Source organism: Paraburkholderia sp. J8-2, assembly GCF_905220195.1.
Lineage (GTDB): Bacteria > Pseudomonadota > Gammaproteobacteria > Burkholderiales > Burkholderiaceae > Paraburkholderia.
Genome location: NZ_CAJMZA010000036.1, coordinates 26,698 through 41,783 on the forward strand (window position 1 = coordinate 26,698; position 15,086 = coordinate 41,783).

A 15,086-nucleotide genomic window follows, 5' to 3' on the forward strand; every position below is an offset into this window, starting at 1 on the left:
CCTGCCATGACAGCCCACTCTACCCAAGCGCCCGCGCCGCTGTTCAAGACGCTCACCGACGCCGAAAAGCGCGTCGATATCTGGTTCAACGGCCAACCGCTCTCCGTGCCTGGCGATCGCTCCGTCGCCGCTGCGTTGCTCGCCGCGGGCATATCGCGGTTTCGCGCGACGCCCGTTTCGGGAGCGCCACGCGCACCATTCTGCATGATGGGCGCGTGCTTCGAATGTCTCGTGGAAATAGACGGCGTGCCGAGCCGCCAGAGCTGCATGGTGCCCGTGCACGGGGGCATGCATATCCGCTCGCAGGAAGGCGCGCGCGACCTGCCGCCCGGAGCGGCCACGAATGCCGACACGCTCGAGGAGAACGCTCATGCCCGGTGATTATCAAGGCGACGCCAAAGCCGATTTCCACGCAGAAGCCATCGATGTCGTCGTGGTCGGCGCCGGTCCCGCAGGCATGAGCGCGGCGACGCGTTCGGCGCGCGCCGGACTCTCAGTGGTCCTGATCGACGAGCAGGACGCCGTAGGCGGCCAGATCTACCGCGCGATAGGCCGCGCCGACGCGCGCCGCAAGGAGATACTCGGCCCCGACTACGCGGCGGGCGACGCCATCGCCCAGGCGTTCTCACGCTCAGGCGCGCGCCACGTAGCGCATGCGTCCGTGTGGCAGGTCACGCGCGAGCATGCGGTTCACTACCTCAAGGACGGCAAGGTGGGCAGCTTGCAGGCCAAGCGCGTGATTCTCGCGAGCGGCGCGCTGGAGCGGCCCTTTCCCATTCCCGGCTGGACGCTGCCCGGCGTGCTCACGGCGGGCGCGGCGCAAATCCTGCTGAAAAGCGCGGGCGAAGTGCCCGCCTCGCCACCCGTGCTCGCGGGCTGCGGGCCGCTGCTCTATCTGCTCGGCTGGCAATACGTGCGGGCGGGCGTGCCGATTCGCGCGCTCGTCGACACCACGCGCCACGAAGACCGCTGGCGTGCGAAACGCCACCTGCTGGCCGCGCTGCGCTCGTGGCCGTTCTTGAGCAAAGGCCTGCAGTTGATCCGCACGCTGCGCGAGGCCAAGGTGCCGATTTTCGAAGCCGCCGACGACCTTGCCGTCGAAGGCCGCCAGGACAGCGACGGCGTGCAGCGCGCAGCCGCGCTCACGTTCACGTCGCAAGGCCGTGCGCAACGTATCGAGGCCGATGTGATCCTGCTGCACCAGGGCGTGGTGCCCAATACGCAGTTCACGCAGGCGCTGCGCGCCACACATCGCTGGGACAACGGACAGCTTTGCTTCAAGCCGCAAACGGACGCATGGGGCGAACTCGACGTGCCCGGCATCTTCGTGGCCGGCGACGGCGCGGGCATCGGCGGCGCGCAGGCCGCCGCGCAACAAGGCACGCTCGCGGCGCTCGCCGCTGCGGCGCAACTGGGCACCATCGACCTGGCCTCGCGCGACCGCGAGGCCGCCCCGCATCGCGCGGAACTGGAGCGCGTGATGCGCATCCGTCCTTTCCTCGACAGCCTTTACCGCCCGCGCGACGCGAACCGTATTCCCGCCGACAGCACCATCGTCTGCCGCTGCGAGGAAGTAACCGCGGGCGAGTTGCGCGGGTTCGTCGGCCTCGGCTGCGTCGGCCCGAACCAGGCGAAGTCATTCGGCCGCTGCGGCATGGGGCCGTGCCAGGGCCGCATGTGCGGACTCACCGTGACCGAAGTGATCGCCGATGCGCGCAACGTGCCGCCAGCCGAGGTCGGCTACTACCGCATTCGCCCGCCCATCAAGCCGCTCACGCTCGGAGAACTCGCCGGTGAATGACGCCCGAACTCTCTCCGCGAGCGCCGTACAGGAAGCGGACGTGCTCGTGATCGGCGGCGGCCTGCACGGTTCGAGCAGCGCCTTTCACATGGCGCGGCGCGGCGTGAGCGTGACCGTGCTCGAAGCCGACTACGTGGGCCGCCATTCGTCGGGCGTCAACGCCGGTGGCGTGCGCACGCTCGGACGCCCGCTTCCCGAGATTCCGCTCGCGCTCATGTCGCGCGAAATCTGGCACGCGCTGCCCGAAACCATCGGCGACGACGGCGGCTTCGTTCCCTCCGGACAACTGAAGATTGCCGAAACCGAGGCCGAACTGGACGAATGCCGCGAACGCGTCGCCTTGCTCGAATCGCACGGCTTCACGCACGAAAAGCTGATCGACCGTGAGACGGTGCTCGAACTCGAACCGGCGTTGGCCAGGCACGTGACGGGCGGCATCTGGGTCGAGCGCGACGGCTACGCGCTGCCCTTTCGCACCACCACGGCGTTTCGCCTCGCCGCGCAAAAGCATGGTGCGCGCTTTTTTGAAGGCACGCCGGTCACGCGCATCGAGCCGCGCGGCGAGCGCTGGATCGCCCAAACGCCGCGCGGCACCTTTGCCGCGCGCAAGCTGCTCGTCACGGCGGGCGCGTGGTCGGGCGAACTGGCGCGCCAGGCTGGCGAGAGCGTGCCTGTTCACCCCGAAGGGCTCATGCTGATGGTCACGCATCGCGTGGCGCCGTTCTGCCGCGCGACGCTCGGCGCGACGGGCCGCCCGCTTTCGTTCAAGCAGTTCGACAACGGCACGGTGGTGATTGGCGGCAAGCTGATCGGCATCGCGGATTTGCCTGGGCGCCACGGCGAAGTCGATTTCATGCGGCTCGTGAAAAGCGCACAGACTGTAGTCGATCTGTTTCCGCATCTGCGCCATCTCGGCGTGAACCGCGCATGGGCCGGTGTGGAAGCGTTCACGGCCGACTCGCTGCCCGTCATATCGGCAAGCCGGCGCGCCTCGAACCTCTACTACTCGTTCGGCTATTGCGGCAGCGGCTTTCAACTCGGGCCCGCTTGCGGGCGGCTCGTTTCCGAACTCGTGCTCGACGGTGAGCCTTCGCTTTCGCTCGATGCGTTCGCGATCGACCGCTTCGAGCGTGCCGCGGCGCACGCGCCAATGGCCGGCGTTGCTGCGCATTGATTCTCTCACCCTGTATCGCCAAGATGGCGAAGGAGCTTGCAGACACATGAACGATATCGTTCGTATCGAAACCAATCAGCGCATGAGCCGCGTCGTGAAGGCCGCCGGGCTCGTGTTCGTGGGTGGGCAGACGTCAGCCGATCCGTCGCCGGACGTGAAAGTCCAGACCGCCGCGGTGCTCGCGAAGATCGACGGCTTTCTCGCCAAAGCCGGTATCGACAAGACGCGGCTCGTCTCCGCGCAAGTGTGGCTTGCGGATATCGCGCGCGACTTCGCGGGCATGAACGAAGTGTGGGACGCCTGGGTGCCCGAAGGTTGCGCGCCCACGCGGGCTACCGTGCAGTCGCAATTGGCGTCGCCGCAATTGCTCGTGGAGATCGCGGTGGTGGCGCTGGGTTAAGCGCGGGATCGGGCTGCCGGCGCTGGCATGAAAGCGCGCCGACAGCCACGATTGCCAATCCGTAAAGCGAAGGCGCTTCTCACGCGCACGCTGTCAGCGCAAGTTCACGTTCGCGCGGCACAATGGCGAACCCACCCGAACTCAGAGGAGCGCGCGATGGCCCTTCCTTACGGCTACGTCAAGGCGAAGATGGCTTCCGCGCCGCAGTTGAAGCCCACGCGGCGGCCTCACGAAGTTCAATACCACCTGCACTTCGGTGTGACGGTCGACGGCGCGCGCTGGGACATCGCCGTCAACGTGGGCACCACCGATGCCGACGACCTGCTCAAGTACAAACTCGTATTCGACTTCAATCACAACGTGCTCACCACGCTCGAAGGCGCCGCCGAAGGGAAGACCGATCTCGCGGGCACCGAAGCGCTGCCCGCCATCGACTTCGAGCGCAGCGACTTTCTCGCCAATACGGGCGCGTGGCGCGACAGCGACGTGATGGATGGCTCCGACCAGGTCGAACCGGTCGCTTCGCTGAAGCGTCTTCTGTTGCGGGCGCAACAATCTTCGCTCGACGTGTACGTGTTCGGCCGCTTCTACAGCGAAGGCGACGGCATTCACGACGTCCACATGAACCAGGGCTCGAAGGGCGAGTTCATCCACACGGCTGGCAACGACGCGAACGACCACAACGACATCTGGCAGGACGGCGCGCTGCTCGTGGATCTCGGCGACCCCGAATGGGCCTTGTATGTTGCGGCGTTCGATCAGCAATACGTGCCGACCGACGATCTCGGCAACCCGATGCCGAATTCAGAGCCGATTTCGTAGGCGCTCAACGGCAAACGGGCGCATCCCGGCTCCCCGGCATGCGCCCGCTCGTTAGACGATCGACCGCCTAGAAGTCGATCTTCGCGTTGAGGCTGACCGTGCGCGGGTCGCCCGGCGCGATGTAATCGGAGTACTGGAACATCCAGTAGCGGCGATTCGTGATGTTGTCGATCGCGGCTCGCAGCGTCACGTCGTGGCCGCCAATGCGGGTGAAGTAGTTCGCGCCCACGTTCACGAGCATGTAGCCGCCGGTTTCCAGATTGTTTGCCGGACGCACCTGCGTGCTGCCCGTGAACTTCGCATCCGCCGCCAGTTGCAGGCCTTGCACATAAGGCACGTCGTAAGTCACGCGGCCCGCGGCCACGAACGTCGGCGCACCGGCTACGCGATTGCCGTTGTACGACTGGCCCTTCGCGTACCACGTATCGAGCAGCGTGACGCTGCCGGCCACCTGCCAGCTGCGGCCAAGCCGCACGCTGCCCGCCGCCTCGATCCCTTCGAAGATCGAATTGCCGTCCTGCACATAGACGTTGTCGCTGTTCGCGTACGCCGCGCCGCGCTCGATGCGGAACAGCGCCGCCGTCGCGCTCCAGCGCTCGTGCTCGCTCTTGACGCCGATCTCATACTGACGCGAGCGCAGCGGACGCAGCATCGCGCCGCCATTCGCATAAATGCTGTCGACGATCGCGCCCTGCTCCAGCGCCTCGACGTAGCTCGCGTACAGCGTCGTATTCGGCTCGAGCTTGTACATGAGCGCGAAAGTCGGCGTGAGTACGCCGTTCTGGCTGTACTGGGAGGTCTTTTCGCCCGTGGTTGCGTAGTTGTTCTGACTATAGTTCGTGTACCGCAGGCCCGCGAGCACGGACCAGCGGCTCGTGATCTGCATGGTGTCGCTCACGAACGCCGAAGCCTGCGTGATATCGCTCGCGCGATACGTTTCGAGCCCGGAGCCCGAATAGTAGCGCCACGGATTGGGCTGATACAGATTACCGTCGCCGAGCACCGTGTAGATCGAGTTCGACGCGTAGTTGTTGGTCTGATGCTGGTACGAACCGCCAATCACGAGTTGATGCGTGAACGGCCCGGTCTTCACCTTGCCCTCGAACATGCCCTGCCAGTAGATGTCCTGATGGCCTTCATCGCCGTTCCAGCGCGCGTCGGTGTAGTCGCCTTCCTGGTTGAGCAGCGTGAGCGTGCTCTCGTTGCGATCGCGCGCCGACTTGCTGTAGCTACCCGAGGTGGTGAACGACCAGTCGGGCGTGATCTGGTAGCGCACGCCCGCCGTGTAGAGCTGCAGGTTCGTGTTGATGTGCTGGTCGGTGCCACCAAGCAAGTTCGTGCCGCCGCTGATCACCGCCGGCAGGCTCGAGGCCGTGTAGCTGCCCGTGTAGATCGCGGGCGTTTGGCCGCTCGAACGAACGGTCTGGTAAAGCGCGTTGAACCAGACCTGCAGGTCGCGCGTGAGCTGGCCGTCGAGCGCGAGCGAAACCGAGTTGCGGTTGATATCGCCCGCGTTATAGGTCTTGCCCGCTTCCTTCGTGTAGTTCAGGCGCGCGCCGAACATGTCGTCCGGGCCGAAGCGGCGGCTCAGGTCCACGTGCGTGCTCAGCACGCCGTCCATGCGATAGCCCACGTCGAGGCTCGTGACCGGGTCCTTGTCCGGCCGCTTCGTCACGTAGTTGACGAGGCCGCCCGGCTGCGCAAACCCGTACATGAAGCCGCCCAGGCCCTTGAGCAACTCCACGCGCTCCAGTTGCTCGTAAGGCATGGTGATGCCGTACGAGATGAACGGATTGCCGTCGATGCGATAACCGTTTTGCCAGTCGATGGGCAGGCCGCGAACGGTGATGTAGGTGGCCCACGCGTTATAGGCATTGCTGTTGTTGCTGACCGATGCGTCGCCGGCGAACACGTCGCCGAGCTTGTAGACCTGGCGCTCGGCGAGGTTCTCGCCCGTCACGACGGTGGTCGAGAACGGCGTGTCGAGCTGCGAGCGCGTGCCGAGCGCGCCGCTCGACACCGGCGTATTCAGGTGCAGCGGCGAATCGGCAACCTGGCTCGCGCTCACCTTCACTGCGGGCAGCGCCTGGTCCGTGCTGGTGGTGGCCGCGGCTCCGTCCTGCGCAGTGGCGGCCGGAGTCGCTGTCTGGGCAACGGCGGCCTGAGCCGCCGCGAAAGTGAGCCAGGCCGCAAAATGCAACGGCCGCAGGGGCCGGGGCTGCGTGCGTCGAGCGCGCCGCGCGTGTTCTCGGTTGTTCATGTCGTTTTGGAAGGGTCGTCTCGCCAGTGCTCGCGGATACTTCAATGAGAAGCATTCTCATTTATCACTGGCCGGCGATATTAACAAACCCTTACGACTTTTCCTAGAACCCGTATGGCATTTGTCAGTTTTGACGTATTCCTTCGAAATACTGCTCAAAACGGACGCGGACAAGGCCGATCATGTCTGTTTGGCGAAATAATCGCCTCGAGTTTTCTGGATTGGACAAGCCACCCGAGGGCGCGGCCGCCTCGCTGCTCTGCGTGATGCCCGCGCCTGGAAATACGCTAAGTCGCGACATAAAATACAGGCCCAGTCAGTCCATTCACGTGGTGGCCGCGTATGAAACACGCTACGTTCCCCGTGCTGATCGTTCTGGCTTCGGTCCCGGCCGCATGGGCCATGGGCCTCGCCTCGGCAAACGAAAACACGGTTCTCCCCTCTCCCCAGAGTGCGGCGCCTGCCACGCTGTATTGGCCGCCCGCCTCGCCCTCGTCTATCCCGCCAGGCATTTCGCGCGCCGCGTTGCACACGGGGCCGCAGAAAGAAGGCAAGCCGTATTTCGAAGCGCTGCCGGCCGGCGACGAACAGCTCGACGATCAAGGCGCCCCCCTGCGCGGCGATCGTTTCCACTGGCAGCAGCCCTAGCGTTCACGCGATCCGTGGCGCCCTACACACAATATTCAGCGATCCTGATTATTATTGGCGGCCACTGGAATGAACTAGCGGCGCTGCGCCCCGCACACAATGCGCGCCGCATAGCAGACCCGATGGTGTGCTTGCGCCCTGGCCACGTTCGAACCGGCCACCGCGAGTTCCGTGACATGATCGGCGCGTCCTGCAACTGGAACGCCATCATGTCCCGTCCGCTTCGTTCGCATTTGCGCCTGAAAGCCTGCGTGCTTGCCGCTTCGCTCGCCCTGCTGGCTGCTCCGTTCGTCATCGATCCCGCGCAAGCCTGCACGCGCGCGCTCTATGTGGGCGATAGCGGTCTCGTCATCACCGGGCGTTCGATGGACTGGTCCGAAGACATGCGCTCGAACCTTTGGGTCTTTCCGGCAGGCATCGAACGCGACGGCAACGCGGGCCCGCGCTCGCCGCACTGGCGCTCGAAATATGGCAGCGTGGTGGTGTCGGGATACGACATCGGCAGTGTGGACGGCATGAATGAGCGCGGCCTCGTGGCCAATGCGCTCTATCTCGCGGAAACCGATTACGGCAAGCCCGACTCGGGGCACCCGCCGCTTGCCATCAGCCTGTGGGCGCAATACGTGCTCGACAATTTCGCCACGGTTGGAGAGGCCGTGGACGCGTTAGGCCGCGAGCCGTTCCAGATCATTGCGCCACCGCTTCCCGACGGCAAGCCGATCTCGATCCACCTCTCGCTTTCGGATTCGCAAGGCGACTCGGCCATTCTCGAATATATCGACGGCAAGCTCGTGATCATGCACGACAAGGCGTACAAGGTCATGACGAACTCGCCGATCTACCCCGAACAACTCGCGCTCGACACGTACTGGAAAGGCGTAGGCGGCCTCGCCTTTCTGCCCGGCACGAATCGCGCAGCCGACCGCTTCGTACGCACCTCATTTCTGCTCGATGCGATTCCCAAGAAGCCCGACCCTGCCTATATGGCCGGTGTGCCGCAGCAAAACCCCGCTTATCAGGCCGTGGCGAGCGTGATGAGCCTCATGCGCTCCGTGAGCGTGCCGCTCGGCATCACCACGCCCAACATGCCGAATCTTTCGTCGACGATCTGGCGCACCGTGGCGGACCAGACGAACCGCGTTTATTACTTCGATTCCGCCACACGCCCCGACACCTTCTGGATCTCGCTGAGCAAGCTCGACCTCAAACCCGGCGCGCCGGTGATGAAGCTCACCATCGATTCCGGCCAGGTGTATTCAGGCGAGGTGTCCGGCAAATTCGTCGCGACGCCTTCGTTCAAGTTCATGCCCGCGTCCGCGCAGTGATCACTGCGCGGGCAGCCACGCTCATTTCGCGAACAGCTGGCCGATATCCTTGAACGCCTTGAATTCGAGCGCGTTGCCGCACGGGTCGAGCAAGAACATCGTGGCCTGCTCGCCCACCTGCCCCTTGAAGCGCACGTAAGGTTCGATCACGAACTTCACGCCGAACGTCTTGAGGCGCTCGGCCAGCGCCTCCCAGTCGCCCCAGCTCAGCACCACGCCGAAATGCGGCACGGGCACGTCGTGGCCGTCCACGGGGTTCGTGTGCGCATGATCCTGCGAGGCCGTTTTCGGATGCTCGTGAATCACGAGCTGATGGCCGAAGAAGTCGAAGTCGACCCATTGCGCGCTGGAGCGCCCCTCCGCAAGACCGAATACGCGGCCGTAGAAGTCGCGCGCGGCTGCAAGGTCATAAACGGGAATGGCGAGGTGAAAGGGGGAAAGGGACATGCGTGTCTCCACTGTCTTCGAAGGCAATCCTGTCATGGTAGACAGACCGAAGCAAAAACAAAATCAATATATAATTTTCTGACTCACAAATATTATTGATGAATGATACGCGAACTCAGAACCCTCGTTGCCGTGGCGAGAGAAGGCACGTTCGCCGCCGCGGGACAAAAGATCGGCTTGACGCAGGCCGCCGTGAGCGCGCAAATCCAGCGCCTCGAGGCGGAGCTGGGCTTCGCGCTGTTCGACCGCGAGGGGCGCGCGGCGCGCCTGAACGCAATGGGCCAGCACATTCTTGCCCAGGCGCAGGAGGTCATCCGGCTCTATGAAAGCCTGAGTTCGAGCGCAGCCGGCCCCGCGGCGACCGGGCGCGTCACGCTCGGCGCGATCGCTTCTGTGCAGCGTGCGCTCGTGCCCGAGGCGCTGGCCGAATTCCACCGCCGTTGTGCCGGCTGCCGCACGCGTGTGATTCCGGGCGTTTCGATGGAGCTGCACAATCTCGTGGATGCAGGCGAAATCGACATGGCGGCCATCATCCGGCCACCCTTCGCACTGCAAAGCGATTTGCGCTGGACCACGCTCGCGCGCGAGCCGTTCCGGCTCATCGTGCCGCGCCACGTGAAAGGCCATGACTGGGCCGAACTGCTGGCTACGCAACCCTTCATCCGCTACGACCGCGCGTCTTTCGGCGGACGTCAGGTGGACCGCTTCCTGCGTCGCATGCACTACACCGTGCAGGACCTGAGCGAACTCGACGAACTCGAGGCCATCGTCGGGCTCGTTGCGAACGGCGTGGGCGTTGCGCTGGTGCCGCAGACATCGGCATGGCGGCGCTGGCCCGCCAAAGTGCGCGCGATCGATCTCGGGCAGCACACGTTCCACCGCGATGTCGGCCTCGTGCATCGCGCGCCGGGCACGCTCAGCGAGCCTGCGCGTCTGCTGATCCAGCTGCTCGAATCCCGCGCCCAGGAACAGCAGACGGACGCGGAGCCATGAACACAGTCGATTAAACCAAATTAGGCGAAAAATACATTAAAAATAACTGGACGAAAATCAATACGATTGCACAAATCACTAGACCGTGCCGTCCAACCCACAGGAACGCCTATGCCGCGCCCCATCGCCGCCCGCATTCACCCCGACGCCATCCGCCACAACCTGCAGCTTGCGAAGCAGCTCGCTGCCGGCTCGCGCGCCTTCGCCGTCATCAAGGCCAATGCGTACGGGCACGGCATCGAGCGGATCTATCCGGCGCTCGCGGGCGCCGACGGCATCGCGCTGCTCGACCTCGATGAAGCGGTGCGCGTGCGCGAACTGGGCTGGACCAAACCGCTGCTGCTGCTCGAAGGCGTGTTCGAGCCCGCCGACGTGGAGCTAGCCGTCGCACACCGGCTCACCGTGGCCGTGCATTGCGACGAACAACTCGATCTGCTCGCGGCGGCAAAGCCGCAGCGCCCCATCGACATTCAGCTGAAGATGAACTCGGGCATGAACCGCCTGGGCTTTCGCCCGCATGCGTATCGGGCGGCGTGGGAGCGCGCGCGCGCCATCCCGTCGATCGGTGCAATTAGCCTCATGACGCACTTCGCGAACGCCGACGACGGCCAGGTCGACTGGCAGCTCGACACGTTCGACGCTGTCGTGCGCGACATTCCCGGCGAGCAGTCGGTGTCGAATTCGGCAGGCGTGCTCTGGCACCCGCGCGCGCACCGCGACTGGGTGCGCCCGGGCACGATCCTGTATGGCGCGTCGCCCACGGGCGTGGCGCGGCACGTGGAAGGCTTCGGCCTGCGCTCGGCCATGACGCTCACGAGCCGCATCATCGGCGTGCAAACGCTCGCGCCGCAGGAAACCATCGGCTATGGCCGCACCTTCGCGGTCGACCGGCCCATGCGCATTGGCGTCGTGGCGTGCGGCTATGCGGACGGCTATCCGCGCCACGCGCCCACCGGCACGCCGATCGCTGTGGACGGCGTGCGCACGCGCGTAGTGGGCCGCGTGTCGATGGACATGCTCACCGTCGATCTCACGCCGTGCCCGCAGGCGGGCATCGGTTCGAGCGTCGAGCTGTGGGGCGATCAGGTGCGCGTGGACGAAGTGGCCGAGGCGTCGGGCACGATCGGCTATGAGCTGATGTGCGCGATCGCGCGGCGCGTGCCGGTGATCGTGACCGATGGCGCGCAGACACCCACCACCGCACAAGCACAAGGCGAGTACGTAGCTGCCTGAGCGCGAGTCTGACCGCGCTGAAAGCCTCCTGACGAAATTTCGTCAAACTTCCGGTTGAGCCCCGGCCTTGCGTCACCTATTTTTGTGTTGACACGCGCAGCGCATCGCACGCCGCGCGTGGCCAACACATCAAGGAGACACTCGTGGCCGACCAGGAGACTCAAGCCTACGCGCCGCATCACGCGGACTACCGCCTCATAGGCGGCGCAGGCGAACGCGCGCGCGCAGCGGGCCTCGTCAACGCGGACTGGTACCGGTGCGCCGTGCCGCGCCCCGTGATGAAGCAGCTGATGCAGCGCAGCGACGCACGCGCCATCCGCGACACCGCGATCTGGTACGCGGCCATCGTCGCGAGCGGCGTGCTCGCCGGTTTCCTCTGGCACGCGCATTCATGGTGGGCCCTGCCCGCGTTCCTGCTGTACGGCACGCTCTATTGCAGCCCGGCCGATTCGCGCTGGCACGAGTCGGGTCACGGCACCGCCTTCAAAACGCGCTGGATGAACGACGTGCTCTATCAGATCGCGTCATTCCAGGTGTTTCGCTGCGCGACGATCTGGCGATGGAGCCACGCGCGCCATCACACCGACACGCTCGTCGTGGGCCGCGATCCCGAGATCGCCGCGCCACGCCCCACCGACTGGCTTTCGCTCGCGCTGAACATCTTCGCGCTCAAGCACGTATCGCGCGAACTGCCGCGCATGATCCGCGCCGCTTTCGGGCGCCTGGGCGCGGAAGAACAAAGCTTCGTGCCCGCCTCAGAATGGCCCAAGGCCATTCGCGAAGCGCGCCTGAGCCTGCTCGTGTACGCGATCGTGATTGGCGCGTGCATCGGCTTTCGCACGATCCTGCCGCTGCTGTATATCGGCCTGCCGAGCCTCTACGGCGCGTGGCTCTATCTCTACTTCGGCCTCACGCAGCACGCGGGCATGCCCGAGAACGTGCTCGACCACCGGCGCAATTGCCGCACGGTGATGATGAATCCCGTGTTCCGCTTTCTCTACTGGAACATGAACTATCACGTCGAGCATCACATGTTTCCGATGATTCCTTTTCACGCGCTGCCGCGCCTGCACGAAGTCGTGAAAATGGATATGCCGCCGCCCTACCGCAGCAGCCTGGCCGCCTATGCGGAAATCATTCCCGCGCTCGTGCGGCAAACACGCGATCCCTCATATCACGTGGCGCGCCCGGTGCCGGGCCACGCCGAAGCTTGACAACCAGTTGCCAGCGCAACCATTCATAAAGACCGGAGACAACCCATGACCCAATGGATCGACGCAGCCGCACTCGACGATATCGAAGACGAAGACGTCATGCGCTTCGACCACGGCGGACGCACCTTTGCCATCTATCGCGTGGAAGACGAGGTCTACGCGAGCGACGGTCTCTGCACGCACGAACATGTCCACCTGAGCGACGGCCTCGTGATGGGCCATGTGATCGAATGTCCGAAGCACAATGGCCGCTTTGACGTGCGCGACGGCAAGCCGCTTTGCGCACCGGTATGCGAAAAGCTCGCAACGTATCCCGCGAAAGTAGAAGGCGGACGGATTTATATTGAAGTGTGATGCAGAGAAACTTTCCGCGAAGCAAGCTATAAAAGCCGCGCAAACGTTAGCGCGCCACTCGCCGATCATTATGGTGTATTAAACAAGCCAACTTGAGCGCTTACTCGGTCCCATGTAACGAGAATGACATAAATAGCCATTAGCGTGCTGATTCTCCATATTAATCGGAATGGATAGTCATGCACCCCGCGCTCGCGCAATTTCGTCGTCCGGGACTTCCCGTGGGCCCGCGCAGCGCCGGAGAACTGGCTCTGGAAGTGCCGGCCATCGACGCTTCGGATTCGAACTCTCTCGTCATGGAGATTTTCTATTCGAGGCGCGACATGGCGAGTCTCGCGGTGATCGAAAACGATCGCCCTGTCGGCCTAATCAACCGCGATATCTTCCTGTCGCAAATGAGCAAGCCGTTTCATCGCGAGCTATACGACAAGAAGAGCTGCATCGCGTTCATGGACAAGGAGCCCTTGATCGTCGATGTGGGCATGAGCATCGAAGCGCTCACGTTCAAAACCGTTGAAGTCGGCGAAAAGGCGCTCGTGGACGGTTTCATCGTGACGCGCGAAGGCCGCTTCGTTGGCGTGGGCAATGGCTTGCGCCTGCTCTCCGTCGTGGCGGAAATGCAGGCCGAAAAGAATCGTCAGATCATGCAGAGCATCGAGTATGCGAGCGTGATCCAGCAAGCCATGCTGCGCGCCTCGCGCGAAACGCTCGCAACCATGCTGCCCGATGCCGCGCTCCTCTGGGAGCCGCGCGATGTCGTGGGCGGCGACTTCTACCATTTCGCGGCGTTCGCCGACGGCTGGTTCGGCGCCGTGGCCGATTGCACGGGCCACGGCGTGCCCGGCGCATTCATGACCTTGCTCGCTTCGGCTTCGCTTTCGCAGGCGCTCGAACAGATCGGACCGCGCAACCCCTGCGCGTTGCTCGCGGCCGTCAATCGCAACGTGAAGGGACTGCTCGGGCAAATCAACGGCGCAGGCGACGCACCGCAGTCCAACGACGGCCTGGACGCCGCCTTCTTCTGGTTCGACGCCGCCAGCCAGGTGCTGCACTTTGCCGGTGCGCGCGTCGCGCTGCATGTGCTGCGACCGGACGCCGCCGAATTTGAAAGCGTCGCAGGCGACCGCATGGGCGTGGGCTATGTGGACAGCCTCGCCGACTACACCTGGACACAGCACACCGTTGCCGCGCCGCGCGGCAGCCTGCTGTTCGTTTCCACGGATGGCCTGACCGACCAGATTGGCGGCCCGCGTAACATCGCCTTCGGAAAACGCCGGACGCTCGACCGGGTTCTCGCCGAACGCGAGCACGCTTCTTCTTTCATCTGCGCGCGCCTGCTCGAGACTTTCGCCGATTGGCAAGGTTCACAGGCGCGCCGCGACGACGTCACGCTTTTCTTCGCACGAGTCTGAGGTAGTTCACCAATATGTCTGCAATTCTGGATCAAAACTGCTGCTTCTTCGAAATCGCACAGAAGCGCAATTTGCTCTTCTATCACAAGGGGTATTTTTCGCACAGCATCGTCGCGGCGATGAGCGAAGTCGTGAAGCTGCAACTGGAAGTGGCAGGACTGAGCACGTCCACACGCAGAAGGATCTTTTCGTCGTTCATCGAGCTTTCGCACAATATCGTGCACTACTCGTGCGACGCGCTCTCCGAAGATCGAGGCCAGGGCGGAGCGATTCGCGAAGGCGCGATGTGCATTTCCGCTGAAGGCGAGCGCCACCTCATGGTGTGCGTGAACCCCATCGCCACGGCAGCCGTGGATGATTTGCGCGAGAAGCTGGAGCCGCTGCGCAACATGTCGATCGAAGAGATCAAGCAGGCCTACAAGATGTCGCTGCGCGCCGAAACGCCTGCCGACAGCAAAGGCGCGGGACTGGGTTTTCTGACGATGGCGCGCGACGCCAGTGCGCCGCTCGAATTCGCGTTTCATCCACGCGAAGACGATACGGACACCACACTGTTTTGCCTCAAGACCATCATCTGACCAGGGCACGCGTACAAAATGGATAACCTTTTTATCGCCGCCACGGCAACGTCGCCGGAAATCGATTTCCGCTTCGACGAAAACGTGCTGTCACTGCGGGGCGAGTCGTATCCCGAGCACGCGGCCGCGTTCTATACGCCGATCATCGAGCGGCTCAACCTGTGGCTCAAAGGTTGCGAAAGCGCCGCGATCACGGTCGAGGTGACGCTCACCTACTTCAACAGTTCGAGCACGAAAATGCTGTTCAGCGTGTTCGATGCGCTGGATCGCGCGGCGGCGGCAGGCAACGCGGTGCAGGTGAACTGGTATCGCGACGAAGAAGACGAAACGATCCTCGAATTCGGCGAGGAACTGCAAACCGACTTCACGGCAATCAAGTTCAATGACTGCCCGGTTGCGACCTGAGAATGCTTTGAGGACGACGC

Annotated in this window: 16 protein-coding genes; 14 read left to right on the forward strand and 2 right to left on the reverse strand. The window is 64.0% G+C overall.

Annotation, left to right across the window (positions count from 1 at the left end; genetic code table 11):
- The first annotated feature begins 6 nt into the window (after positions 1-6).
- The 5 genes from U5A52_RS37605 (at position 7) to U5A52_RS37625 (ending at position 4,197) form a co-directional block, all read left to right on the forward strand.
- The gene (locus tag U5A52_RS37605) at positions 7-381 is read left to right on the forward strand and encodes a (2Fe-2S)-binding protein (protein WP_321914962.1); all 375 of its coding nucleotides are present in this window, start codon (positions 7-9) and stop codon (positions 379-381) included.
- A complete protein-coding gene (locus U5A52_RS37610) occupies positions 371-1,801 on the forward strand; it encodes an NAD(P)/FAD-dependent oxidoreductase (protein WP_321939135.1) in 1,431 nt (476 codons plus the stop codon). The genes U5A52_RS37605 and U5A52_RS37610 overlap by 11 nt, the downstream gene beginning before the upstream one ends.
- A complete protein-coding gene (locus tag U5A52_RS37615; RefSeq protein ID WP_321914964.1) occupies positions 1,794-2,975 on the forward strand; it encodes an FAD-binding oxidoreductase in 1,182 nt (393 codons plus the stop codon). Before U5A52_RS37610 ends, U5A52_RS37615 begins: the two co-directional genes overlap by 8 nt.
- A gap of 46 nt (positions 2,976-3,021) precedes the next feature.
- Entirely contained in the window at positions 3,022-3,375 is a 354-nt protein-coding gene (locus tag U5A52_RS37620) for a RidA family protein (RefSeq protein WP_321939137.1), read from the forward strand.
- 156 nt (positions 3,376-3,531) lie between these two features.
- Positions 3,532-4,197 (forward strand): DUF2278 family protein, encoded by a 666-nt coding sequence (locus U5A52_RS37625; protein ID WP_321939139.1) that lies wholly within the window; start codon positions 3,532-3,534, stop codon positions 4,195-4,197.
- A gap of 67 nt (positions 4,198-4,264) precedes the next feature.
- On the opposite strand, the gene U5A52_RS37630 is transcribed toward U5A52_RS37625, so the two are convergent.
- A complete protein-coding gene (locus tag U5A52_RS37630; RefSeq protein WP_321939141.1) occupies positions 4,265-6,457 on the reverse strand; it encodes a TonB-dependent receptor in 2,193 nt (730 codons plus the stop codon).
- 342 nt (positions 6,458-6,799) lie between these two features.
- On the opposite strand from U5A52_RS37630, the gene U5A52_RS37635 reads away from it, so the two are divergent.
- Entirely contained in the window at positions 6,800-7,105 is a 306-nt protein-coding gene (locus tag U5A52_RS37635) for a hypothetical protein (RefSeq protein ID WP_321939142.1), read from the forward strand.
- Positions 7,106-7,314: 209 nt separating this feature from the next.
- A complete protein-coding gene (locus tag U5A52_RS37640) occupies positions 7,315-8,430 on the forward strand; it encodes a linear amide C-N hydrolase (RefSeq protein WP_321939144.1) in 1,116 nt (371 codons plus the stop codon).
- 21 nt (positions 8,431-8,451) lie between these two features.
- Here U5A52_RS37640 and U5A52_RS37645 read toward each other — a convergent pair whose 3' ends face one another.
- Positions 8,452-8,877 carry a VOC family protein gene (locus tag U5A52_RS37645; protein ID WP_233888430.1) on the reverse strand — a complete coding sequence of 142 codons (426 nt, stop codon included), beginning with the start codon at positions 8,875-8,877 and terminating at the stop codon, positions 8,452-8,454.
- Positions 8,878-8,979: 102 nt separating this feature from the next.
- Here U5A52_RS37645 and U5A52_RS37650 point away from each other — a divergent pair, with 102 nt between their 5' ends.
- From U5A52_RS37650 to U5A52_RS37680, 7 genes are all read left to right on the forward strand, one after another.
- Positions 8,980-9,870, forward strand: coding sequence for a LysR family transcriptional regulator (locus U5A52_RS37650; protein WP_321914970.1), 891 nt, complete (start codon positions 8,980-8,982; stop codon positions 9,868-9,870).
- A gap of 111 nt (positions 9,871-9,981) precedes the next feature.
- Positions 9,982-11,103 (forward strand): alanine racemase, encoded by a 1,122-nt coding sequence (gene alr / locus U5A52_RS37655; protein WP_321939146.1) that lies wholly within the window; start codon positions 9,982-9,984, stop codon positions 11,101-11,103.
- Between the two features lie 143 nt (positions 11,104-11,246).
- On the forward strand, positions 11,247-12,317 hold the full coding sequence (locus tag U5A52_RS37660; RefSeq protein ID WP_321939148.1) for a fatty acid desaturase family protein: 1,071 nt from the start codon (positions 11,247-11,249) through the stop codon (positions 12,315-12,317).
- 45 nt (positions 12,318-12,362) lie between these two features.
- Entirely contained in the window at positions 12,363-12,671 is a 309-nt protein-coding gene (locus U5A52_RS37665; protein WP_321914973.1) for a non-heme iron oxygenase ferredoxin subunit, read from the forward strand.
- A 296-nt stretch (positions 12,672-12,967) separates the two neighbouring features.
- On the forward strand, positions 12,968-14,083 hold the full coding sequence (locus tag U5A52_RS37670) for a SpoIIE family protein phosphatase (RefSeq protein ID WP_415774115.1): 1,116 nt from the start codon (positions 12,968-12,970) through the stop codon (positions 14,081-14,083).
- 14 nt (positions 14,084-14,097) lie between these two features.
- Positions 14,098-14,661 carry a SiaB family protein kinase gene (locus U5A52_RS37675; protein ID WP_321914976.1) on the forward strand — a complete coding sequence of 188 codons (564 nt, stop codon included), beginning with the start codon at positions 14,098-14,100 and terminating at the stop codon, positions 14,659-14,661.
- Between the two features lie 18 nt (positions 14,662-14,679).
- Positions 14,680-15,066, forward strand: a complete 387-nt coding sequence (locus U5A52_RS37680) for a DUF1987 domain-containing protein (RefSeq protein WP_321939152.1) — start codon at positions 14,680-14,682, stop codon at positions 15,064-15,066.
- Positions 15,067-15,086: the final 20 nt, after the last annotated feature.